The following is a 19,936-nucleotide window of genomic DNA, read 5'->3' as shown; positions in this document are numbered from 1 at the left end:
CCTTTGATAGTAAATTATGTCTAAAATTCCTTTTATCAAAGCTTGGATTTATTTGAAATATGAACGAATTCTATAATTTTTATTTTCGTCCAAAAAAAAAAAAAAAAAAAGGCACTTTGTGCCTTAGTGTTCCAATATTGTTAATTTTTAGAAGTGTTAATAAAAACTAAATTAACTAACAACTATTTGGGTTGGATCTGAAGCTAATTGTGTACCATTTGGTTTAATTCTAACTTCATAAGTTCCTGGTTTTAAACCAACTAATCTATTTGATGTTATATCTTTTCATTCAGAACTATTAACTAATTTATATTCCATACTACTATCTACACCAATCAATTGATTATTAACATATTTAACATCATTATAAATATCTCTTGCTTTAGATACATCAATATATTGAATATTAGAAACCATATGTTTAGCATCAGCTTTTTTACGAACTAAAATATCAAGAGTTCCTATGTTATTAAATTCAACTTGATTAGAAGTAATATCTACTCAATCACCAATAATTGTTCGATATTGCATTGATGAATTGACATTAAATAAAATAGCAGATGAATTAGATGTAGCTTTAAATTCAGCTTTTGGTTTATCTTGTTGTAATACATTAAATGTTAATTCTGATTTATCTAAACTAAAATCATATCCAATTTTAAAGATATCGATCTTAATATTGTTTAATCCGTTTGGTTTATCAAAATTAGTTAGATAAACTAAATAACCATCAATTGTTTCTTCAAACTTATCAACAAAAGCATTTTCAACTTCAATGTTTTCTAAACCTAATTTAATCTCTTTATTAGCTTTGATTTTAATAATATAATCACTAAAACTATTAGCTGTTGTACTAATAGATAAGTTTTCTTGTTTGAAGTTAGTTTTATTTAATGGTTTTTCAAGGATGAATCGATAATCTCTGAAGTTATTTTTTCTTATTGAAAATCTACCTTCGTTTGGTTTGATATTAGTGCCTGTTTCTTGTTTAATAATCTTTTCAAGATATTGACTATTATTAAATTGTCAAGGAGTTAGAATTGAAACTCATTTATCATTTTCACCTTTTTTAGCAAAGGTTTTGTGGACCACTCTTTTAATATCAGTCTCATCGATAGCAAAATTCTTCATTTTAGCTCCTCGATATTTTGTCCCCATTTGTTCTTTAGTAAATGGGTTGTTAAATTGACGACCCATTGCAAAGTCTTCATCAAGTAATAAGAAGTAATTATAAATTGTTTCTTGTTCTTTGTTTGCTCTTTTTGTTGCATTCTTTGCCCCTCAAGTAGGGTCAACATGATATCATTTACCTTGGATTTCAACTAGATTTCAAATGTGATACTCTTTAAATACTGGTCCAACTAATAAACGAGAAGGAACATTCAATTCATCAAGCAACATCTTATAACCCTTAGCATATCCTGAACATACACAAGCTTTTTCAACAAGTGATGAATATGGTGTTTGATCACTAACTAAATCACCACGAACAACATATTTAACATTCTTAGTCATTCACTCATAAGCTTTAAGAGCTTTTTGAAAATCAGATAAATGATGTCAATCTTTAGTAATCTCTTTAGCGGCTTCTCTTGTTTGTATCATTTCTAGTTCATTAATAGTTTCACTATTTGAATAAACTCTTACTTGTGCTTTATATAAATATCCTTGATATTCAGCTCAAACATCAGCTACTTTATCATTACCTTCATAAGATAGTCCATAAACTGTCCCATCTTTTTTAAGATCAATGATTCCGTTTTCTATTTTTGTTTCACTACTAAAAACTTGATCATCTGGATATCTAACTCTTATAAATCAACGTACCCCATCAACAACTTTATCATCACTTGTTAATAATTGTAATTTAGCTGGTTGTTTTTTAGAATCATCATTTCCACCTAAAACAGTTACATAATTACTTTCAAGTTTAAAATCAGGATGTGAATAATAATTAACTGCTAGATGCTTAGTACTTAAAATTCTTGTTTTTACTTCTTGTTCACTAAGTGTAGTAGGTACTAAAGGGGCATTTGTTTTTGTTGGATCAAAACCTTCACCAACCTTATTAGCTTCTAAACTATTTTGTTTTGGTTGAGAATCTACAACAGAATTGTTCTTTTGCTTAGATAAAGTAGATTTATCAACTAATGATTGTGCTTTTAGTTTAGATTGATCATCTAATTTAGAATTAGTTTTCTTATCATTTGATTTAGTTTTATTATCTTCTTTGTTAACAAGAACTTGATTTTGATTAACACTTTGTTGTTGTTCATTCTTACAACTTGCTATCAAACCAATAATTGGTACTAAAACAGCACTACATAATAAAGTAGAGATAATGATTTTCTTTTTAGTTTTCATAATCAATTCTCCTTTAGTAATTAGAACAATAAATAATTAGAAAAGTTCTAAGATATTACAATATAGCACAATAAATATAAAACTAATCAAAAATAGTACCACTTGTTATTTAATTAACTTTAGTTGTTTATTTATAATACAAAAACAAAAAATAGCTAATCCTATTTGTGAATAAGATAAGCTATTTAATTATTTTATAAATCTTAACAAGCGGCTTGTTTAGCTACTTTTTTGTTAAGGTTTGAATTAGATTTGTTTTTGTTAAAGATTGCTTCATAAACTTCATCATAGTGACGAACTAAATGAATCTTAATATCATCTAAAATGTATTGTGGTACATCTTCAAGATAACGTTCATCTTCATAAGGTAAGAAGATTTCTCGAACCCCACCCCGATAAGCTGAAATAATCTTTTCTTTTACTCCACCAATAATACCAACTAAACCACGTAACATGATTTCTCCAGTCATAGAGATTTTAGTGTCAACTGGTCGGTTTGTTAATGCACTAATAATTGCTGTTGTAATAGCAATCCCTGCTGATGGTCCATCTTTAGGAATTCCACCTTGTGGAACGTGAACATGGATATCAATATCTTTAAAGTTAATTAAATCTTTATCAATACCATATTTATCAGCATTTGCTCTAACAAAACCTAAAGCAACATTAACTGATTCGTTCATTGTTTTTTCAAGGTTACCAGTAATTACAACATTACCCCCCTTACCATTAGAAGAGTAGTTAACTTCAATTGGTAATAAATCGCCCCCAGCTGATGTATATGCCATTCCATTAACAATTCCAGGAATTGCAATTTCATCTTTATGAGTGTAATCGAATTTGATTTTACCTAGATATTCTTTAAGTTTTTCAACTGTTAAAACGATTGGTTTAAATTTATCCTTGTTGTGAAATAATTGTTCAACAATGTATTTACGAACAACATGACTAATTTGACGATCTAGTTCACGTACTCCAGCTTCTTTTGTATAGTGATTAATAATAAAGTCAATTACTTCATCACTAAACACTAACATATTTGCATCTAATTTAACATCAGCTAATCGTCTTGGAATTAAGTGTGTTTTAGCGATTTCTCGTTTTTCGATTGCTGTATAACTTGATAGTTCAATAATCTCTAAACGATCAATTAAAGCATATGGAATTTGTTGGTAGTAGTTTGCTGTTGCAACAAACATTACTTTACTTAAATCATATTCTTCTTCAATGAAGTGATCTGAGAATCGTTTGTTTTGTTCTGGATCTAAAACTTCAAGCATAGCTGAAGCTGGATCACCTTTATGATCAGATCCCATCTTATCAATTTCATCTAATAAGAATAATGGGTTAACAACCCCAGCTTTTTTCATTCCTTTAATGATTCGTCCTGGCATTGCTCCAACATAAGTTTTACGGTGTCCACGAATTTCTGATTCGTCTTTTACCCCGCCTAAACTTACTTTTACAAATGGTTTATCTAAAGCTTCAGCAATTGATGATACAAGTGAAGTTTTACCAACCCCTGGAGGTCCAACTAAACAAATAATTGGGGCTTTAATGTTGTTGTTACGAACTCTTAAACTAATGTATTCAAGAATTCTCTCTTTTACTTTTTCAATACCGTAGTGGTTTGAATCCAATACTTTTTTAACTTTTTCTAAATCAGTATTATCAGTTGATTCTTCAGATCAAGGTAAATCTAGGATTCAGTCTAAATAAGCTTTGATTACAGAAGATTCATTACTTGACATTGCTGATTCAAAACGTGAAATTTCAGTTAAGGCTTTTTCTTTAACTTCTGCTGGCATTTTCTTGTTCTCTAGTTTTTTACGCATCTTATCAGCTTCATCTTCACGAGAGCTAAGTTCACCAAGTTGTTCACGAACTGTTTTTAGTTTTTCACGTAAAAAGAATTCACGTTGTTGTTTTTGCATTGCTTCGTTCATTAAAGCATTAATATCATCATCAACTTTACGCTTAATCGCTTCTTTATCAGCTAATAAATCAAATAACTTAGAACGAATAACTTTTGCAGCATTAACTCTACTTGATTGATTAATGATTTCATAACGATATTTAGCTGATTTTTCTTCAAAGTTGATCATATCGTCCTTAGTTTGACGAATTGCAACAATATACTTTGCAGCTACTAAATAAGGGAATTGATCTTTTTCAAAACGAAGGAGATCAATTAAATTAGGGATAACGATGTCTTTTGAATAAGCACGGTTATTAACGATGTCAAAAATTTCTGAATTAATACGATCTAATAAAGTTAAATCTTTAGATGATAAAGTTTCATTACCAATTAGATCATAATATTCATATTCAATCTCACTAATTTTATGACTATCAGCTAAAATTCCAACTGGTTTGATTCCTCTAACAACAATCTTATAACCATCTTCATCATCACCAATCATTGAAACAATTTCAACAAGTGTACCGACATCATAAACATCACGGAATAAATGGACTTCATCTTGATCATAATTACGTTGTGTAATCATAATTAATTGACGATCAGTTGATTTCATTACCAATTTAATTGCTTCAATAGACTTAGGACGACCAACATCTACTTCAACTTCTTCATATGGTAAAACTGTAATTCCACGTGTTATTAAAATTGGTTTTAGTTCGCTCATATACGACCTCCCTTATTATGATTAGTTATTATATAATAAATAACTCATTGTCCTTTATAATCTGAGTAGATTATTATGGATATAGCATAAATTATAACATAAATAATTAGCAAATAGCATAAAAGAGTGCTAATTGTAATCACTGTTTTATGTATTAATTGATAACTAATTATGATATGTTTAATTTTACTAATATTTAAAATAGAAACTTGGATAAAAAAAATATCAAGCACTTAATGGTGTTTGATATTTAAAGCTTAATATTTACTAACCTATTATTTTTTTGCTTTTGGTTTTGGTTTTGGTTTAGAAGTTGTTTTAGTTTCTGATTTTTCTGATTTTTCAGTAGCTTTAGTTGTTTTTGGTTTAGCAGCGGCTTTTTTAGCTGGTTTAGCTGCTTTTTCTTCTTTAGCTTCAATTTCTTCTTCAGCTGGTTTGTTGTTTTTATTTAATTCAATAATAAAGTCCATTACTTTTCGGTGAGTAGTGAATTCTTTTACTAATTCTAAGTTTTCAGCTAAGTACTTATTAGTTAATTCTTGATCACCTGCGTAGTATTGAGCCATTTCTAAAGTTTTTTCTTTAGCTTCTTCATCAGAAACTTCGATGTTTTGTTCATCAGCAATCTTACTAATTACTAAAGCTAATTTAATTGTATCTTTAGCTTGTTCATATAAACCAGTACGGAATTCTTCTTCAGATTTGTTTGTGATTTCTAGATATTTCTTTAAATCTACGCCCATTTCATTTAAACGGATTTTGATTTGTTGTTCAAGTGTTGTGAATTCTCGATCAAGTAATGTTTGTGGAATTTCTGTAATTGTTGAACGGCTAAGTAATGCACTTGTAATTTGTTGTGTAGCCATTTCATTGTAGTTTTCTTTTTTAGCTTTTAGAATTAAATCGCTAATTCTTGCTTTAAGTTGATTATAAGTTTCAACATCCTTTAAATTAAGTTGTTTAGCAAAATCATCATCAAGAGCAGGAACAACAACAGTAGAGATCTTACTGATCTTAACATCAAAAACAACAGGCTTGTTTGCTAATGATTCAACATGGTAGTCTTTAGGGAATACTAAATCTAATGATTTTTCTTCACCTTTTTTAAGTCCAAGCATTTGTTCTTCAAAACCAGGAATAAATTGGTTTGAACCAATTTCAAGATCAAAACTTTCAGCAGCTCCACCTTCAAATGGTTCATTATCGATCTTACCAAAGAAACTAAAAGTTGCAATATCCCCTTTTTCAATAACTGCATCTTCAGCTTTTTCTACAGTTTTTGACAATCGTTTTTGAGCATGAGTAATTTCATTTTCAATTTCAGTTTCAGATACAGCTAAGTTAGGTAAATATAAAACTAAATCATCATATTTAGAAATTGTCACACTTGGGTAGATATCATAACTAACGCTAAAAATTGGGTTTTGCGGATCATCAATATTTTCTAAAGCGAATGATGGAACATCAATTGTTTCTGAATCATCATCTTTGAATTCTGAAGTTTGTTCAACAAATTTAATTACATCTGGAGCAATTAATTTAACAGCACTTTTATAAACTTCAATATTATCAACATATTTCTTAGCTTCAGTAAGTGGTACTTTACCTTTTCTAAACCCAGGTAATTTTAGTTTTTGAGCAACTTTTTTAGCAACATTATCAAACGCTTTATCACTTGCTTCTTTTCATTCCTGCTCTGTTGCTTGAACAAGAAAAATAATTTTAGATAGTAGTTGATTCTTTTCTATTAATTTCATTTATTATCACCAAATGCTTATTCTTCGCACATAATTTATATTTTATCATTAAAGTAAAACTAGATTAATTAATATTTGTATTAAGCTAGATTTATTCTTCTAAAGGATTGAAATCTTTGATTTCTTTATTTAATTTAGGTAAGTCTGCAACTGTTCTAATTCCAAACATATCATAAAACTTTTGTGTTACAACATATAAAATTGGATGACCAGGTGTTTTAGCATGTCCTGCTTCAACAATTAAACCTAATTTGATTAAAGAATCGATTGCAGGTTTAGGATCTTTATCACGAATTGATTCAATAAATCCACGAGTTGTTGGTTGGTTGTAAGCAATAATTGTAAGAGTTTCAAGTAGTCTTTGATTAAGTGGACTTTTTTGAGTTGATGTTACAAACCGACCAAGAGCTTCTTTGTTTTTTGATTGTGTAATAATTTTAAACTTCTCACCAAATTGAACCAATAATACCCCTGATTCTTGTTGATCGTAATCTTTTTGTAACTCGTTAAGAATTAGTTTGATTTGATTTGATTCAAGTTGAGTTGTTCTTTTTAAATCGTGCATTGAAGCACCAGTTTCACCAGCTAAATAAAGTGTTGATTCAATTACTGATTTTAAGTTAATTAATTCATCAGGATTAAGCTGTTTAATTTCAAAACTATTTTTAAAACTAACAGGATTACTTTTTGGTTTAGAAGATGATTGTTTGTATGAATTTTTAAATGTGATTGTTACTTCTTCACTTTGTAGATCATCTTCTTGTTGATCATAGTTTAATGCAAACTCTTGTTTTTGTTGATCAAAGTTTTTAGTAGGTTTTAGTTTGTTACGAATAGTATTTTTATCATAATTTTTAGCTGTTTGTTCAATTGTTTTTTGAACTTGTTCAAGCTTTTGTTGCTCAGCTGTATTATTTGCTGCTAAATTCGCTTTATCTCTAGCTACTTTTGAATTTAATAGTTTTAAAAATTCTTCACCTGAGTTTACTTTAACTGAATTATTATCAACAGCTTGATTAGCTAAAACTGTTGAATCATCTAAACTTTCATCTGTTTGGTTTTTAATAACAATTTTACTTTTTTTGTTTCTATTTGTTTTAGATAATGAATATAACTCTTTATCAGTTTCATCATTGAAATCATCAAAATGATTATAAACATCATTATTTAACCCTAGTTGTTGATTATCATCATCTTCATCAATTTTATTTTTTGCATGTAGTGTGTATTTAGATAAATCTTCATCTAATGAAGTTTTTTTATTTTTAAATTTATCATTATTATTCATCACTATCACCTCTTAATTTTTTATTAACAGCTTCACTTAAAAGAGCAGTACTTTCTTGAACTTGTTTAATTAAATCATTATCTTCTATATCAATTTCATTAGATGTGTTTTGATCATTATTAATAACTTCATTATAAGTAATTAAATAATCATTCTCAAGTGCTTGATATGTTAGATTACCATAATTAATTAAAACAAGAATAATTAAAAAAGTAATTGCTAAAAAGCGTCTATTTCTGTTAACTGATGGTTGGTCTAAAAAATATTTAATAATTGAACTAGTGTAATCTGGTTGTTTCTTTAAATAATAAATTAAACTACTTCTTATTAAATTAACATCATATTCAACAACTTCTTTTTCATTTATGATCTGTTGTTGTCTTTGTTCATATTCAAAAATAATTTTATCCATTAGTTCTTTTAAGATGTTTGGATTTAAACTATTAGGAAGTGGTTTATAAACAAATTGATCACTATAAAAGGGTTCATAGTCTTGTTGAGGGAGATCGTACATAGTTGATCTAAAATCAAACCTTTGAGATAAGTGTTCAGCTACTTTTTTATAACTATTATATTGAATCAATCGATCAATTAAGTTTTTTCGATCTTCTTCAATTGTTTTAAAATCAACAGGATCTTGGTTTGGTAAAAGATATCGGGTTTTAAGTTCAACTAAATAACTAGCCATTGCTAAGTGGTCAGCTAATATATCAAGATCTGTATTTAAAATTGATTCATTAATGTATGCAACATATTGATCAGCTAAGGTGACAATATCTAGATTATTAATGTCCATTCGTTTTTGTTTAATTAACACACATAAGGTATCAAGTGGACCATTATAATCAATTGTTTTATATTCAAAAATGCTTTTTTTAATTTCTTGCATACTTTATAACCTAACTATTTTTTACTTTTAAGGCTTTTAGTTTGTGTGCTTTTTAGTTCATCATATGTTGATTTAATGTTGTTTTGAACTTGTTTGATCATTTTCTCTTTGTTAATGTTCATATATTTAACAGCATTAATTGGATCTAAGAATTTGATTTCAATTACCTTTTGGTTTCATCATAACTTTTTATATCGTTTGTTATTGTGATCTTTACTATCAAATGAACCTGCTGAGTTTAAGATAGTAAATGGTTGAATTGTAGCTTTTGTAATATAAGCAGCAGTTAATGCTCCTGCTTTAAACTCATTAAACTCATCACTAAAGTTACGTGTTCCTTCAGGGAAAATAACAAGTCCTCGATTAGTATCTTTTAATAATGCTTCTTGATCTGGAATTGTAGTGATAATTTGTCTTAAATTATTACGATCAATATAAACTACATCTAATAAATCAAACAATGGGGCTAAAAAGCTTTTTTTAAGTTCTACTTTAGCTACAAAGCTAATGCATTGCATACTTCTTTTATGTAAAGCTTTTAATAAAACTAGTGCATCCCCATTTGATTTATGATTCCCAACATATAACATTGGTTTATTAGCAATTTTAAAATCAGTGTTATGAACTTCTACTTTAATGTTTTTTAAATATAAAATCCCATTAACGATTCGCATCACTTTGTTATAACGTTCATACAAATCAACGCTATCTTTATCATTTAAATATCGTTTGGCAGTTAATCTAGCTAACCCGATAAGAACTAATAAATAAACTGCAACGAATGGTAATGAAATTGCTCATAGCAAATTTCTAAAAAATTTCATTTAATATCCCTAACTTCGTTGTTGTATACAAAATATTACATTATTTATATTTTAACACTTAGCAAATCATTTTGCTAGTTTAAAAAATAAGCTTTTTATAGATGTTTTAAGTTAATTTATAAGGTTTTAGTTTTTTAAGCTCAACTAGTGGTTTATAGCTTGTATCAATATGTTTCATATTAACTGGTTTATAATTAACTCCAATCTTATGATCTCCCCTTTTAACTACATCATAAGTTTGAGCAACTAAGAAATTATTTAAATCAAACATATCTAAGGCTTTATTGTTGTAATCAAGTGAGTTGAGAATATAGGTTGATGTAACAATTAAAGAAGTTGTTGGTTGAAAACCTCATAAATAAGTTTTTTGATTTAAAAAACTAAAATCATTTTTATTATTTAAATGATTATAATAATCAACTAATAATAAGTTTTCAAATGGAATGGTACTTGATAAGATAATGATATTCTCTTCATCAAAGAATCTTCTAATATATCCTTCTTGATCTAATACATTAAAGATTGGATGTAATTTAAAAATGTAATTAGCATTAGGATATTTCTTTTTGATTTCAGCTACTCATGCTCTTAGTTCTTTGTAAACATGTTCAATGTTTTCAGGATCTTCTTTATAAAAAAGTGATGAACCAACAAAAACTAGATTTGGTTTATTAATATCTATTGTTTTATTTTTAGAAATAATAAAATCAGTTAGTTTTTTATCATTTAAAAAGAAACTTGATTGATATTTGTTAATGAATCGAGTTCGAGCATCATCAGTTAATAATAATTTATCAGCTACTGATTTAAAGTTTAAATTACTTCTAATGATTGGATATAAATGATCAGAGATTTCACTAAAAGCTGATGTTTTATAAAAATCAGGTTCAATTCCAATATCTACAAATAAATCAGAATTAAACATTGCTGTTAGTAAGCTAATGTTACCTTGCATCTGTTTGTTGTAATAGTTATTAAGTTCTTGATCGGTTTTTAAGTTCTTAATATTAGTTATATGTTGATTAAGTGTTTGTTTATCAAAAGCTATATTTGCTTGTTTAAGGTTTTTAATATGTTTTAAATAATCGTAATAACTATATCTAAGTTCAGCATTACCATCTGGTATTAAAACAATCTTATTAGCTTGTTTAATCATTCGTAAAATTGTATATCATTCATTTTGATCAACTAATCGATCAAAAAAGAAATGATGTAAATAGAAGTTATATTTTTGATCTTGATCAAACCAACTTAGATGATAATCAATTGTTTGTGAACTAAACTCACTAATAATTGGGACTGTTGGTGGATTATCTTTATAAGCTTTAGTATCTTTATAACTATTGTATAAAAACACATTATCATTTGCTAATTGGTTTCAATTAGCTCTTGTTGCTGCTTTGTTTTCACGCTTATGATTTAAATAATAATCAGAGTGACTAAATTCAGGATCAGGTACTAAAACAATTGTTTTCTTAGATGCTATTTTATTAGTTTTATTAATTGCTTGTTTAGCATAAATTAAACTAATTTGGTGTAAATACCCAAATGAAGATGATCAATCATTAACGAAGAAATCAACAGCATTATCATTAGCTGTTTCTTCAATATGTTGTTCATAATCAGATAGTTCACTAATTCTAGTTGGTGTTTGGTTATTTACTTCTTTTTTTGGTTGTTTTTGATTTACATAAGTAGCTAAAATAGGAACTGATATTAAAGCAGGAATAAGTAAAGCAGCACATAATCCTGTTATTATTTTTTGTTTTTTAGTTTTAAGAACCATCTCATCTATTCCTTTATTTTAGTATTTATATTTGTATATTATAAAGCTACATCCTTATTAATTGGTTAACTAAATCAGCAAAATCTAAGATGCCAGGTAATATTAAATGTAATGTAATTGCATTATTTTGAAATCATTCTAAACTGATCTTTTTCTTTTTGTATTGTTGATAATACTTAATTAAGTCATTAATTTTGATTGCAAAATAGTTCTGATAACTAACAAAACCAACTAATACAAAAGCGATTCCTTTATTATTAGCAATTAATTTTAAATGATTAAATTGATGATCTTTAATTTGGTTTAAATCAAAATAATCATTAACTGTTTGTTTAGCTTCAAAGTCAAAATAATATCCTTGATAAAAACCATAATAATCAGCTTGTGATTTAGAAGTTAACTGCCCACTTACTTTATTGTCTTCAATTTTATTGATTTTAACTTTAAGATCTCTTTTAATAAAAAAAGCATTATAAGAGTAATTAAACCGATAGATTGATTGGTTGATTAAGGTTTCAAAGCACATTCCTTTGTTTGCAAAAATCATAATGATATTTTCCTTTAGTTATCTCTACTACTTAATTCGTTAAATAATTACTTTTTTTAATCAACTAGTTTATTATTTTTATTCTAAATATATAATGCTTAATTTTGTATAATTTATATATTGTGTTCTTAACGAGGTAAAGACTAATGGCAACTATTATTCATGCAAAAGATTTAAGACCAGGTCACACTTTTCATTTTAAAAATAACATCTATCAAGTATTAGAAAACTCATTTAACAAAACAGCAATGCGTGAAGGAATTGTTAAATGTAAAGTTAAAAACTTAAGAACTGGGGCAATTACAGTTGAAGTATTAACTGGTGAAAAAGTTGAACAAGCAATGATCGAAAAACTAAAAATGATGTTTAGTTATGATGATGGAGTTGGATATGTGTTTATGGATAATGAAACATATGAACAAATTTCAATTCCTTATGATCAAATTCAATGAGAAAAAAACTTCATTGAAGAAGAAACAGAAGTTTCAATTATGCGTTATGAAAATGAAATCATGGGTGTTTCATTACCAGATCAATTAACAGTAACAATTAAAGAAGCTGAAGAAGCTGTTCAAGGTAACTCTGTACAAATGGCTACAAAGCGTGCTTGATTAAATTCAGGATGAGAATTCCAAGTTCCTCAATTTATTAAATCAAACGAAAAAGTAGTTATTAACTCAGCTGATGGACAGTATGTGGGAAGAGCTAAATAGTAATGAAGAAATTAATTGTAATTAATAATTCAAAGCAAGGTAGCATTAAAATCAGTTGTGATGATTTACAACAATACATCAAACAAAACTTATCTGTCTTCTTAAATGGTTCTTGAGAATTAAATCAATTACAAGTTAGCTTAGCTGATGATAATGAATTAGATATTAATGTCATGATTAAACCAAAACAAAACCAATTAATTGATTTAGCAGAAATTAGAAATATCCAAAACCATCTATCAGCTTTTATTCATTCTAATTTAGGAATTTATACTAAACGTATTAGTTTAGGGGCTGATTTATAGATGCGTACACAATGACAAAAAAGGGTTAAGTTATTTCAATTTAGTTACGCTTTTTTACAAAACAAAAATGATCCATTAAAAATGGTTGAAAATGCTTTATTACATTTTGATTTTAGTGATGAATGATTAAAAGCTGCTGAGTTTGTTATTGCAGAATGTGATCAAATCATTAACTTAATTAAACCATTCTTAAATACTAACTGATCATGAGAACGTTTATCATTAGTTGATCGATCATTATTAATTGCTGCTTATGCGGAATCAATCATTATTAAAACACCAAAAGATGTTTTAATTGATCAAACAATTATTACTGCTAAAAACTTTGGTGATGCTATTTCATTTCAATATATTAATGCTATTTTAGATCGTTTAATTAAATAATGCAAACTTACTTTGTTAATAAAATTAAAAACAAGCGTGTTTATTTACAGACAGAAGATAAACATCATATAGTTAATGTGATGCGAATGAAAGTTGGATCACAAATTAATGTTGTTTACAATAACCAAAAATATTTAGCTGAAATCATTAATCTTGATCCACTTCAAGTTAATACTATTTCTGTTTTAAATACTAATAGTGAATTAAATAAAGAAATTAGTTTATTTCAAGCAAGTATTAAACCTTCTAATTTTGAATGAAGTGTGCAAAAAGCAACAGAGCTTGGTATTGTTAACTTTTATCAATTAATAACTAAGTATGTTAATGATTCACAATTAATTAAAACTAATCGTGTCTTAAAAATCATTAAAGAAGCAAGTGAACAATCAGCTAGAACTAATTTAATGAATTATTATGAACAAACTAGTTTTAGCCAATTGATTAAAATAGCATCTGATTTTGATTTAATCATTGTTGCTTATGAGAATGAACAAGTTAACTATTTTAATGATTATTTAACAAATATTAAAATAGCTACTAAAATCGCTTGTGTAGTTGGACCACAAGGTGGTTTTGCTAAAGAAGAAATAGATGAACTTAAACAATTAACAAACACAATATTTATTAAATTAACAAAAACGATTTTACGATCTGAAACTGCTAGTTTATATTTATTAGCTAATCTGATTAATACTTGTATTTAGAAAGGAGTAGTATGCAACAACGCTTAGTTAATTATCTAATTGTTTTAGTTGGAATTTTAGGAGTTGTTAGTATTGCTGTTGGTTTTGGTGTTTGATATAACCAATTCAAACCTTACATTGATATTAACAACTTAGAACAATTACAAACAAATGATATAGAAAAATTATTTAATCATAATAATGGGTATTTTATTGAAAGCTTAAAACCTTTTAATGAATACTCACTTGCTGGATATATTGTTCCTATTGTCTTATTAATGTTAAGTGCAGGAATTATTGTTGGATATTATTTTGCAAATAAAAAAATCAAAGCTAAATTAGAATATCCAATAAGCCCTAAGTTCTTAAAACATAATATGTTTACTACAATGTATTTAGCATCTGGTTTTGCTTTAGCTGCTTTTATGCTCTCTTATATTGGTATTGGAGTAGATTTTGCAAGTAGTGATACTGTAGCAAATGCTATTGCTCCATCTAGTTTTAATGCCTATAAAACAGATCAAGTATTTATAGCTTATCATACTAATTTAGTAGCTGCATTTAATGCAAAGAAAAATATGTATATTGCTTTATTTGTAGTTGTTATTTTATTTGCTACTATTGTTGTTGGATTTATGAATTTCTATTCACTTAAGATTTCATTAGAACAATCAACAAAAGCAAGTATAGCTAAATTAGAACAAGAAAAAGATGATCCAAGAAGTGAATACTATTTAAATAATCTCAATGAGATTATGAACCAATATGATCATTTTGTAATAACTCAAAAACAATCTTTATCTAGTTATTTATTTGATAATATTACAACAAAAGAAAATGAACTAATAGAAGCTGATCAAAAGAAATTTGTTGATTTAACAATTGAAGAAAAATTAGCTTATCGAAACAAAGCAACAGAACTTGTATTAGCCACACACCAAACGAACACAAAAGAACAAGAAGAGTTTAATCGGAAGATTGAACAAAAAGAAGATGATAAGAACAAGCCATTTAGTTCTGTTTCATCAGGTAGTTTTTAAATAAAGTTATTAATATTGATCCCACTAAAACTAGTGGGATTTTTATTTGTCTATGATTAAAAGAATAACTGTTAAAATGTTCAAAACCAATTTAGTTTTAGCTATTAAAATAATGGTTTATAATTAGTTATTAATTGTTAATTGATTAGTAAATATGTTAAATAACATATTGATTTAAGGTAATAATATGACTAAGAAAAAAGTGGTTTATAGCTTAATTGCTGGGTTAGTAGTAGGTTCAGTTCCTGCATCTATTTTGATTGCTTGTTCAAAAGAAGATTCTAAACCAATACAAGAACCTAAGAAGGATCAACAAACAAAACAATTAAATAAAAGTAATGATGTTAATAAAGAAAAAATTAGACAACAGATTGATGCATTCATTAAACTTCTACAGCAAGTTGATTTAGCTAAATTATCAAACGATCAAAGACAACAACTAAAACCAAAAATTGATGACTTACTAAAATCAGAAAACTTATCTAAACTTAATGATCCATCTTTTTTAGATTCTTATTACATCAAAGTGATAGAGTTACAATCATTCATTAAAAATCAACTTCATTTAGATTTAGAGAAGTTGATTAAGACAACCAACAACAACAACAACAACAACAACAACAACTCTAAAGAAGATAAAGATAAAAAAGATAAAAAAGATAACACTACCAACAAAACAGACAAAGTAAATAATCCTAATCAATTAAACAATGAAAACAAAGAAAACAAACAATTAGAATCAATTAACAAAAACCAAACAACCCCAGAATCTAAACCAATTAATAAAGACAACTTAAAACAACAATCAAACACTAATCCTAACTATGTTAAATTAAATGCAACTATAAAAGAGATTAAAGACAATATTGTAAAAAATAAATATGGTGGAAACAAAGCTTTTGCTTTTTATAAAATCTTATTAACAAACAATAATATCATTTCTGATCGCTATCTTCTGATCAACAAATTAATCAACTTAATAAAGAAATTAGTGAATGAGAGAAAACAACTAATGATAGTTCAAGTTTAAATTCTGTATTTACTAATCACGTTAACAACCAATTTAATGCAAATAATATAGTTGATGAGAATCTTAAAAAATGAGAAGCTTTAGATTTAAAAAGGTTTATGAAAGTAACATCTTTAAATAATCAAACAGCTTCTATATTACTTAAAAATTTAAACACCCTAGACTTAGATTTTAAAGTTGATAACATTAAACTAAACAATGATTATAGTGAATCAATCATTACATATAAAATTACTCATAAAATAAACGAATCATTAACATCATCAAAAACTATTAACTTTAAATTAGAATATTCACAAGTTGTTGAACAAATTAATAAATTACAAGCAATTAGTGAATTAGATCAGATTTTTGATGTTGATTATTATGAACTATCTCGTTTAAAGGCTGATGAATTTAAAACAGCTTTTGATCTTGATAAAGTAAATAAACCACAAGAGTTTGTTTTTTATAGTGATCAAAAACACCCGTTTGTTTCAAGAAAGCATAAATATTTACAAGAGAGTTTTGAATACAAAATTAAAGCTATATTAGAATATAAAGATCAAAAACTAGTAGCAACTGTTCAATTCTTATTTAATGGTAATGTGTTGTTTGAAAAAGAATTAACTACTAAACAAACTTTTGATTTCTTAGCAACTGATAATCCTGATGAAATTGATTATAAAAAAGCAGAAGAAATAATTAAATCAAAAACTGAAATCTTATTGAGAATATTTCTTAAGCGAAATTCAAAAATAACTCATAGTGATATTTATCCAGATCAAGCTATTGAAAAATTAGAGCAGTTATATGATTTACCAACCTTTGGTAAATATAGAATTGCTCCTAAAAAACTTATTAAGGCTTATGATGCTGGCGATCAATTTGGTGGAGCTGCTGAAATCGAATGATCGATTCAACAAAAAGATGAAAATAATGAATATAAATGAGTTGATAATGCGGTTGTAATAACTCATAAAATTGAACACTTTAAAAGATATCAATATGAAGATTTTATCAAGCCAAAAAATAATGAGTTCTTTGTAGCTGATGATTTTAAATCGACTAATCAATTAGATCAAATAATCATAGAAGCTGCCAATCAACTAAATGAAGCAGACATTGATTTTAGAAAAGTGCAAGGTAGAGCTGTTAATGAAAAAAGCTTTACTCTTTACAGAAATCTAAACATCAAAAAATTACTTGCCCAAAAAGCAAGTATTAAAGCTAATTACTTTTTAACATTAAAATGAAAACATGAAAGAACTGGACAAACTAGTGAAAACCAAAAACCAGGCGAATATATTGATCAATACCGAAGTTCAACACCACCAAACATATCACTATCCAACGCTGACACTAATTATTTAATATCTCAAACATTCTACTATTTCTATGATATAAAAGAATTAGAAGACTATAAGATAAGTTTTAGAATAGGGTTCGTTGACAAAAAAGATAGAACAAAAAGATATAGCCCAAATAAAGTCTTTACTTTAAATAACATAATCAATGATTATGAACAGAATCTATATCCAGAAATAATGTTAAATAATATTACATATGATAATTTATCATTTAACAAGGAACTTCTTGCTTCTAAAACAGCACAAGAATGAAAAAATAATCTGGAAGAACTAAACCAAGCAATAACTTTAAAGAATAGCGATCTAAACAAAGATTTATTAATTGATGATAGTTTCATTATTTATAAAGATTTTAAATTAAAGAAAGACTATTTTAAAATTGCTGAAGTTAAACAATATAAAGCTGATAAAATGTTTGTTCGTTTTAAAGTTCTTAATTACAACAAACAATGAATAACTGCTAAAAACTGGTATTTGGTTGGCAACACTAAACAAGATTCAAGTAATTTAGAAGAAGAATTAAATTGAGATATCAATGATAAATTAAAAACTGTTTATTATGATAATCAACAAGTAAAAAGAATAAGAGAATTAGAACCTCATATTCATGATGCAAGATGAAGCTTAAAACAAAGTAATGAAGCTGTTTGAACAATGAATAATAAATATATCAAACACACATTATTAAGCAAGGAATCAACCAACCGCTCTCTTGATTTAGAACTATACGCTAATATGCTTGTTTTTGATCATAAGAAGACAATAAGAGTTTTATTATCTGAAGATAACAAAATAAAAGTTAAAGTTGATTTTGAAGAATTAATTAAAACACCATTTAAACACTCTGGCACTTTCTCTGAAATAGTAGATAACAAACAAATCAATATTAATTATTTATTAACAATAAGTTATGATCAAGAAAATAACATTAACTTTAGTTTTAAAATTGATTCACCATATGGTATTAAGTTAGGTTTACCACAAAACCAATATCCTAATGGTAATAGTATGTTTGATCAAACTAGAGCGGTTATTATCCCTTATGTTCCAATGAAAATTAGTATGTCATATACTAACTCAATTCAAAATGAATCTGATTTTGGATTAGGTGAAACTAATTTATATGATTACAATAAAGTTAACACATCTGCTAAAGATGATCTACATTTACTTTACAACGATGCATCATATTATGCAAATAAAACAATCTACAACCCTAACCAAAACGTTTATTGAAAACACCATGATGGTTTCATTCCAGATGTTCAATGGATAAGAGATGATTGAGGAACTACAAATCGAGACTGAGAGTTAATAAATAAGGTAAGAGATAACTCATTTAAATATGTTACAAGAGTTGGTGGACATGGGTCTGGTGGGTTTGTGTCTAAAGTAAATGATGATCCAAGTGACTTAAGCTTATATTACATTTCTAATTATCATGTTGGTAAATTTGCTGCTAACAACAATGCTAATGATAGTGGTGTTTATCCAAAGAATTCAAAAGAACCACTTGAAATTCATGGTGGTGATTGATTATGATTTGGTTTACCTTTAAATAAGTGAGATTCTTGACTATATAATGGTTATAAATTTGAACAATTCAGTAACACAACACCATTACAATTTACTGATAGTAGAGAAAAAGAAAAATGAACTAAATTACTTTATGTTGGAAATAATAGATCAAGTAATTATAACCATAGTTCAGTAAACGAATTAGTTAATAAACAAGGAAATGCATCAAACTCATCTTATGATATTCAATTAACTCATAGTACTTATGATAAAGCTTTAATGGACGCTAAAATAAACTTTAAATCTGATTTAATTAAAAAGTTTGAAAACCTTTTAAATCAAAAACCAACTAAAATGAATCAATCAATTGATCACTACAATAATGTTGTGCCAGTATTAAATCCATTTGCTCATATTGGTTTCCCTAATTGAGGTTTTATGACAGGTTATGTTGATTTTAGACCTAAAATCCTTGATGAAAAATTCTCATTCGAACAATATCCAAACTATTCACCGATGAAATTTGGACAAGGAAACTCAGGAACAGCTGTTTGAGCTGGTGATGGTGATTATGTAGCAACATGACGGGGCGGAAATAGGGGTGGTGAAAGTTTTGGTTATTTTTATGATAATCAAACCAATAACTTCTTTGGGATTAATTGAGAAAATGAAAATCCAATTGATTCTAAATCATTTAAAAACTCTGTAGGACATATGATTTTAAGACAAGCTTTAAATCATCCATTCAAATATTCTGTTCCTTGATTTTATAAAGCGATTAAGAAATAGTATTTTGATTAAATAGTTAATA

Annotated in this window: 15 protein-coding genes; 7 read left to right on the top strand and 8 right to left on the bottom strand. The window is 26.9% G+C overall.

All coding sequences use genetic code 4. The features are described from left to right. Positions 1-171 precede the first annotated feature (171 nt). The 8 genes from JM47_RS00840 to JM47_RS00805 form a co-directional block, all read right to left on the bottom strand. Complete coding sequence (locus JM47_RS00840; protein ID WP_208895127.1) at positions 172-2,364, bottom strand: MAG6410 family transglutaminase-related lipoprotein; 2,193 nt, start codon at positions 2,362-2,364, stop codon at positions 172-174. Positions 2,365-2,567: 203 nt separating this feature from the next. Next, positions 2,568-5,012, bottom strand: a complete 2,445-nt coding sequence (gene lon, locus JM47_RS00835; protein WP_208895126.1) for an endopeptidase La — start codon at positions 5,010-5,012, stop codon at positions 2,568-2,570. 275 nt (positions 5,013-5,287) lie between these two features. Continuing rightward, a complete protein-coding gene (tig, locus tag JM47_RS00830; protein WP_208895125.1) occupies positions 5,288-6,769 on the bottom strand; it encodes a trigger factor in 1,482 nt (493 codons plus the stop codon). A gap of 91 nt (positions 6,770-6,860) precedes the next feature. After that, complete coding sequence (locus JM47_RS00825) at positions 6,861-8,057, bottom strand: SMC-Scp complex subunit ScpB, long form (protein ID WP_208895124.1); 1,197 nt, start codon at positions 8,055-8,057, stop codon at positions 6,861-6,863. Beyond that, the gene (locus tag JM47_RS00820; RefSeq protein ID WP_208895123.1) at positions 8,050-8,946 is read right to left on the bottom strand and encodes a segregation and condensation protein A; all 897 of its coding nucleotides are present in this window, start codon (positions 8,944-8,946) and stop codon (positions 8,050-8,052) included. The genes JM47_RS00825 and JM47_RS00820 overlap by 8 nt, the downstream gene beginning before the upstream one ends. A gap of 14 nt (positions 8,947-8,960) precedes the next feature. Further along, positions 8,961-9,770 carry a lysophospholipid acyltransferase family protein gene (locus JM47_RS00815; protein WP_208895122.1) on the bottom strand — a complete coding sequence of 270 codons (810 nt, stop codon included), beginning with the start codon at positions 9,768-9,770 and terminating at the stop codon, positions 8,961-8,963. Between the two features lie 106 nt (positions 9,771-9,876). Then, the gene (locus JM47_RS00810) at positions 9,877-11,556 is read right to left on the bottom strand and encodes a hypothetical protein (protein ID WP_208895121.1); all 1,680 of its coding nucleotides are present in this window, start codon (positions 11,554-11,556) and stop codon (positions 9,877-9,879) included. A 46-nt stretch (positions 11,557-11,602) separates the two neighbouring features. Next, positions 11,603-12,103 carry a Holliday junction resolvase RecU gene (locus JM47_RS00805; RefSeq protein WP_208895120.1) on the bottom strand — a complete coding sequence of 167 codons (501 nt, stop codon included), beginning with the start codon at positions 12,101-12,103 and terminating at the stop codon, positions 11,603-11,605. 146 nt (positions 12,104-12,249) lie between these two features. Between JM47_RS00805 and efp the strand changes: the two genes are divergently transcribed. The 7 genes from efp to JM47_RS00770 all read left to right on the top strand — a co-directional run bounded on the left by efp (position 12,250) and on the right by JM47_RS00770 (position 19,914). Continuing rightward, positions 12,250-12,816 carry an elongation factor P gene (gene efp, locus JM47_RS00800; RefSeq protein WP_038101649.1) on the top strand — a complete coding sequence of 189 codons (567 nt, stop codon included), beginning with the start codon at positions 12,250-12,252 and terminating at the stop codon, positions 12,814-12,816. 2 nt (positions 12,817-12,818) lie between these two features. After that, a complete protein-coding gene (locus JM47_RS00795; RefSeq protein WP_038101646.1) occupies positions 12,819-13,121 on the top strand; it encodes a hypothetical protein in 303 nt (100 codons plus the stop codon). After that, positions 13,122-13,505 carry a transcription antitermination protein NusB gene (locus JM47_RS00790; protein WP_208895119.1) on the top strand — a complete coding sequence of 128 codons (384 nt, stop codon included), beginning with the start codon at positions 13,122-13,124 and terminating at the stop codon, positions 13,503-13,505. Beyond that, positions 13,505-14,209, top strand: coding sequence for an RsmE family RNA methyltransferase (locus JM47_RS00785; RefSeq protein WP_208895118.1), 705 nt, complete (start codon positions 13,505-13,507; stop codon positions 14,207-14,209). The genes JM47_RS00790 and JM47_RS00785 overlap by 1 nt, the downstream gene beginning before the upstream one ends. 11 nt (positions 14,210-14,220) lie before the next feature. After that, on the top strand, positions 14,221-15,228 hold the full coding sequence (locus JM47_RS00780; protein WP_208895117.1) for a hypothetical protein: 1,008 nt from the start codon (positions 14,221-14,223) through the stop codon (positions 15,226-15,228). Between the two features lie 187 nt (positions 15,229-15,415). Then, positions 15,416-16,258, top strand: a complete 843-nt coding sequence (locus JM47_RS00775; protein ID WP_208895116.1) for a hypothetical protein — start codon at positions 15,416-15,418, stop codon at positions 16,256-16,258. Positions 16,259-16,356: 98 nt separating this feature from the next. Further along, positions 16,357-19,914: an MGA_1079 family surface serine endopeptidase gene (locus JM47_RS00770; RefSeq protein WP_208895115.1), complete on the top strand. Its 3,558-nt coding sequence runs from the start codon at positions 16,357-16,359 to the stop codon at positions 19,912-19,914. Positions 19,915-19,936 lie beyond the last annotated feature (22 nt).

The organism is Ureaplasma diversum (genome assembly GCF_000941095.1).
Taxonomy (GTDB): domain Bacteria; phylum Bacillota_I; class Bacilli_A; order Mycoplasmatales; family Mycoplasmoidaceae; genus Ureaplasma; species Ureaplasma diversum.
Note: the sequence above shows the minus strand (reverse complement) of the source record. Positions and strands in the feature narration are given on the sequence as shown.